6 protein-coding genes are annotated in these 4,684 nt (G+C 35.8%); 3 read left to right on the top strand and 3 right to left on the bottom strand.

Annotation, left to right across the window (positions count from 1 at the left end; translation table 11 throughout):
- Nucleotides 1-200: 200 nt before the first annotated feature.
- Nucleotides 201-416: a DUF3126 family protein gene (locus tag BN338_RS02465; RefSeq protein ID WP_039758685.1), complete on the top strand. Its 216-nt coding sequence runs from the start codon at nt 201-203 to the stop codon at nt 414-416.
- A gap of 39 nt (nt 417-455) precedes the next feature.
- On the opposite strand, the gene radC is transcribed toward BN338_RS02465, so the two are convergent.
- Genes radC through sfsA form a run of 3 tightly spaced genes read right to left on the bottom strand, consistent with a single transcriptional unit; the run spans nt 456 to nt 2,807 of the window.
- Nucleotides 456-1,250 (bottom strand): RadC family protein, encoded by a 795-nt coding sequence (gene radC, locus BN338_RS02460; RefSeq protein WP_039758684.1) that lies wholly within the window; start codon nt 1,248-1,250, stop codon nt 456-458.
- Nucleotides 1,251-1,267: 17 nt separating this feature from the next.
- The gene (gene map, locus BN338_RS02455; RefSeq protein WP_039758682.1) at nt 1,268-2,098 is read right to left on the bottom strand and encodes a type I methionyl aminopeptidase; all 831 of its coding nucleotides are present in this window, start codon (nt 2,096-2,098) and stop codon (nt 1,268-1,270) included.
- The gene (gene sfsA, locus BN338_RS02450) at nt 2,082-2,807 is read right to left on the bottom strand and encodes a DNA/RNA nuclease SfsA (RefSeq protein ID WP_039758680.1); all 726 of its coding nucleotides are present in this window, start codon (nt 2,805-2,807) and stop codon (nt 2,082-2,084) included. The genes map and sfsA overlap by 17 nt, the downstream gene beginning before the upstream one ends.
- A gap of 301 nt (nt 2,808-3,108) precedes the next feature.
- Here sfsA and BN338_RS02445 point away from each other — a divergent pair, with 301 nt between their 5' ends.
- On the top strand, nt 3,109-3,945 hold the full coding sequence (locus BN338_RS02445) for an RNA methyltransferase (protein WP_039758679.1): 837 nt from the start codon (nt 3,109-3,111) through the stop codon (nt 3,943-3,945).
- Nucleotides 3,938-4,684 (top strand): glutamate racemase (gene murI / locus BN338_RS02440; RefSeq protein WP_039758677.1); only part of this gene is annotated, 747 nt, incomplete at its 3' end. The genes BN338_RS02445 and murI, both read left to right, overlap by 8 nt.

Here is a 4,684-nt window from a genome sequence, read left to right as displayed (position 1 = left end):
CAATAATGATAGACTCCTTTTATAAAAGTTCTTTATGAATATATAAAGAAAGAGCTGTAAATATATGTAATATTGTAAATATATGTAATATTAAGTCAATATTCAGATTAAGCTTCTTTACTGACTTTACAGAATCAGAGGAGTGTCTTATTCGCGCAGCACGCAATTATTTTAACCGTATCAAAAAACAGGAGAGCATAGTGAATGCTGATGAAATAAAAAAACTTGATAATTATTTAAAAAATACATTCCAAAACTCAGCATTGCAAGTCAGAGCACGGCCTAAAAAGGATGATTCTTGTGAGGTTTATATGGGGGATGAATTTTTAGGTATTATTTATCGAGATGAAGATGAAGATGAGCTATCCTATAATTTCTCAATGGCTATATTGGATATTGATTTAAAAATTGATTGACTATTCTTCTTGAATGAAATCTTTTTTATCCCATAAGGTTTATATAAGTTTTAATGCTTTAAAACTTGTATGGTTGTGTCGTGCGATAATAAGATGATCATGGATCGTAATGCCTAATGCATTTGCTGCATCTTTTAGTCTGTATGTCATTGTTATATCTGCATCAGAGGGGGTAGAATCACCAGAAGGGTGATTGTGAACTAAGATAAGTCCTGATGCGGATAACTCTAAAGCTCGAGAAATAACTTCACGAGGATAGACAGGAGTATGATCAATGGTTCCAGTTTGTTGTACCTCATCGGCAAGTAAGCCGTTTTTCTTATCGAGAAATAAAATACGAAATTGTTCGCGTGTTTCGTGAGCCATAACGGCTTTACAATAAGCTAATACTTTATCCCATGATGAAAAAATATCGCGTTTAAACAATTGTGCACGAGCAATACGTCCAGCAACATCTGAAATAATTTTTAAATCAAGTGCAGTAACGGGACCACATCCTTGAACCTCTTGAAGTCGATGAATGTCAGCGCCCAACACATCAGCTAATGAACCAAAATGTGCTATCAAATTTTTAGCTATAGGTTTTGTGTTTGCCCGAGGTATTGTGCGAAAAAGCAATAATTCAAGATATTCATAATCTTCAATTGCATTTCCTTTTGACTTTAAATAGCGTTTTCGAAGACGCTCACGATGTCCTTGATAATGTTTATCAAGCTGTATATTTTTCTTAGGTTCTTCACTTTTTCTTTTTGATACTGAGGTGAGTGGAGAACTTGATGTTAATGCAAAGTGATTACTTTGAATATCTTCCTTTTTATTTAATTTTTTAGCCATAACGTCTCTACAATGCATTAAATCTGCGGATTTGGAATATAAAAAATATTTTTAGGCGATATTGTAAATATTTCACACCCTTCATTTGTGACACCAATTGTATGTTCATATTGTGCTGTCAAAGAGCGGTCACGGGTAACAGCAGTCCAACCGTCAGATAAAATCTTAACTTGTGGTTTACCAAGATTAATCATTGGCTCAATTGTAAACATCATCCCTTTTTTTAATTCGATGCCTTCTCCGGGATTTCCATAATGGAGAATATTGGGGGCATCATGAAAAAGTTGACCGATACCATGTCCGCAAAAATCTTTCACAATTGAACACCGTTCAGATTCGGCATACTGTTGAATGGCTGCACCAATATCACCTGTTGTTGCTCCAGGTTTAACGACAGCGATTCCTCTCATAAGGCTTTCGTGGGTTATTTGTAAAAGGCGTTCTGCAGCACGTCTGATTTTTCCAACAGGGTACATGCGGCTTGAATCACCGTGCCAACCATCAAGAATAAAGGTCACATCAACATTCACAATATCGCCTTCTTGCAAAGGTCTTTTATTGGGAATACCATGACAGACAACGTGATTGATAGATGTACAGCATGAATGGCTGTATCCATGATAATTTAGATCAGCAGGAAGAGCACCTTTTTGTGCACCAAAAGTAAATACAAAGTCATCAACTTCTTGCGTAGTGACGCCAGGTTTAATCATATCTGTAAGTGCATCAAGGCATTCTGCCGCAATACGACCAACTTCACGCATTTTAGCGAAAGCATAGTCATCAAAAATGCGGATTTTTCCATTAAACTTTAAAGGGAATTTATTATATTCAATATACTCGGTCATTGTTTCTTCTGTTTTCTATTTTCACTCTCTGAATCGGAAAAATGCCTTCCACACTTATGTGACACTTTACAGCATAACATTCTACTCCTGATTTTAATGCTAAATCAAACTTACGTCCATAGAGTGGATCAAGATCGTGACAAATTGTAAAAGCTGTACAATCTTCTCGTTGAATAATATAAAGCATAGCAGCTCGTTTTCCTTGTTGTACGACTTGCATGAGTTCTTCAAGGTGACGGGCACCACGTTTTGTCTGGCTATCGGGAAATTCTGCTAATCCTTTTTGACGGATAAAATGAACATTTTTGACTTCTAGGTAACAATCAGGAAGATTATCATCACGTAAAAGAAAATCAATACGTGATTGTGTCCCATAGCGTTGTTCTTTTAAAATTGTTTTATATCCACTTAATTCTGGTAGCAATCCATTTTGAATTGCTTCTAACGCAAGTTTATTGGGTAAAGTGGTATTAATACCAACCAAAGTATTATCGGATTCAACAATTTCTAATTGATAAGCATATTTTCTCTTGGCGTTTTTATGATATGAAAGCCAAATATTGGCGTTGGAAGCTGTCAATCCAAGCATTGATCCTGTATTGGGTACCGACACGGTGAAGATATGTTGATCATCTTGTTTAACATCTGCAAGGAAACGTTTATAACGACGGATAAGCTTTGCCGGAAAAAGTTTGGGAGTAAAGTGCATATTCCTTTTTTAGGATTTATGATTTCATAATTCAACTGAGATTATGATTTGTAGAGGCTATTCCCTATTAAAAAAGGTAAAATTGATGTAAAAAACGCTACGTTATCTTATATAAATTGTTATAAACTCCATCGTTTACTTTAATGGTCTTAAAAATTTATTATTAGGAAATCTACACTCTTTGAGTGAGAAAATAACATTGTTTATAATTTATTATTAAATAGCATTAGAGTACTGTGAAGAAGGTTGCGTTAAAAAATAGTAGAGAGAGGGATATTTTAAGTGAAACTAGGTAAGGTTGATGGCTGGAACGAATAAGAATCGCGAAAATTTAATAAATGGTCCCATTATTATTTTAGTTGAACCGCAGCTTCCTGAAAATATTGGTATGGTTGCAAGGGCAATGGCAAATTTTGGGCTTTCTAAGCTTCGATTAGTCAAACCTCGAGAAACATTTCCGAATGAAAAAGCTAGAGCTGCTGCAAGTAAAGCTGATCATGTCATTAACAACGCCGTAATTTTTGATACATTGCGTGATTCAATCGCAGACTTACACTATGTTTTTGCTACAACAGCACGTGAAAGATGTGGATTTAAAACTGTAAAAAGTGCTGTCGAAGCAGCAAATGTACTCCGTCAGCGTGAAAATATAGGATATAAAACAGGTATTGTCTTTGGAAGAGAGAGATGGGGACTAGAAAATGATGAAATCAGCCTTGTTGATGAAATTATCACTTTTCCAGTTAATCCTGCTTTTGCATCACTTAATATTGCACAAGCAGTTCTTTTGATGTCTTATGAATGGATGAAAACAGGTCTCGAAAATGTGAGCGATACGGCATTTCGTGCACCAGAGATGGAGCCTGCAAATAAAACAGCGTTTCATGGTTTTTTATCTCAATTAGAAGAGGCTTTGGATATCCGTGGGTATTTTAGACCCCGAGAACGAAAAGAGGTTATGCTTGCAAATTTGCGCTCTGTTTTTACGCGCGCCAACTTTAGTGAAGCTGAGGTTCGTTTATTGCGAGGCGTTATATCTTCATTGGATCATTTTTCTCCACAATATCCACGGGGAAGTAGAGCTCCTCAAGAGCGCGATCGTCAAAAAATTAAAACAAGTGTGAAAACTGATGGATGAACGACCTGTTCTTTTTTTTGATAGTGGTATTGGTGGCTTAACAGTGTTGAGGGAAGCGCGTGTTCTTATCCCTGAAATACAATTTATTTATGTGGCTGATGATGCAGGATTCCCTTATGGTAATTGGGAAGAAAATGCTCTGAAAGAACACATTTTAAAGATTTTTACAAATCTTTTAACACACTATGATCCTGCCTTATGTGTGATTGCTTGCAACACTGTTTCTACATTGATGCTGGCAAATTTACGAAAAAACTTTCCTCATGTCCCTTTCGTAGGAACAGTTCCTGCAATTAAATCAGCTGCTGAACAAACAAAATCTGGTTTTATTTCCGTATTAGCGACTCCTGGAACAGTTAAACGTCCCTATACAAATGAATTAATTAACTCTTTTGCTGGACAGTGTCATGTTCAGCTTGTAGGAAGTGAAAAGCTTGCTGGATTTGCTGAAGATTATTTACGAGGAAAATCTATCGATTCAGAAGAGTTAAGAAAAGAAATTCTGCCATGTTTTGTGAAAAAAAATGGTCAATATACTGATATTATTGTTTTAGCCTGCACGCATTATCCTTTTTTAATTAACTTCTTTCGTGAACAAGCTTTATGGTCCGTTGAATGGATTGATCCTGCAAAAGCAATCGCCAAACATATCAGATCATTATTGCCCTTGTCAGAAAAAATATATCAGAAACCCATAAAAAAATGCCAAGATTTTGCGTTGCTGACGTCGAAGGATATC

Source organism: Bartonella queenslandensis AUST/NH15 (genome assembly GCF_000312585.1).
Taxonomy (GTDB): domain Bacteria; phylum Pseudomonadota; class Alphaproteobacteria; order Rhizobiales; family Rhizobiaceae; genus Bartonella; species Bartonella queenslandensis_A.
This window is presented reverse-complemented; position numbering and strand designations above follow the sequence as displayed.